This is a genomic window from Rhizobium sullae (genome assembly GCF_900169785.1).
GTDB lineage: Bacteria > Pseudomonadota > Alphaproteobacteria > Rhizobiales > Rhizobiaceae > Rhizobium > Rhizobium sullae.
Genome location: NZ_FWER01000215.1, coordinates 1 through 314, shown reverse-complemented (window position 1 = coordinate 314; position 314 = coordinate 1). Strand labels below are relative to the sequence as shown.

At 62.4% G+C, this 314-nt stretch carries 1 protein-coding gene; it reads right to left on the bottom strand.

Going from position 1 to position 314, the window contains the following annotated elements; all coding sequences use genetic code 11:
- On the bottom strand, positions 1-314 hold a 314-nt coding region (locus tag BN1800_RS39835), incomplete at both ends, for an aminotransferase class I/II-fold pyridoxal phosphate-dependent enzyme (protein ID WP_143534286.1).

Genomic DNA, 314 nt, shown 5'->3' with positions numbered 1-314 from the left:
CTTGATCGGCGCGATATCGCCATCCATCGAATAGACGGATTCAAACGCGATCAGCTTCGGCGCCTTCGGATCGGCGGCCGCCAGCTTGGCTTCGAGATCGGCCACGTCGTTGTGCTTCCAGATCACCTTGCCGCACTTCGCATGGCGGATGCCCTCGATCATCGAGGCATGGTTCAGCGCGTCGGAGAAGATGATCAGCCCGGGGATTTTGGCGCCGAGCGTGCCGAGGCTTGCCCAGTTGGAGACGTAGCCGGAGGTGAAGATCAGTGCCGCTTCCTTGCCGTGCAGGTCGGCCAGCTCGCGCTCGAGCAGGA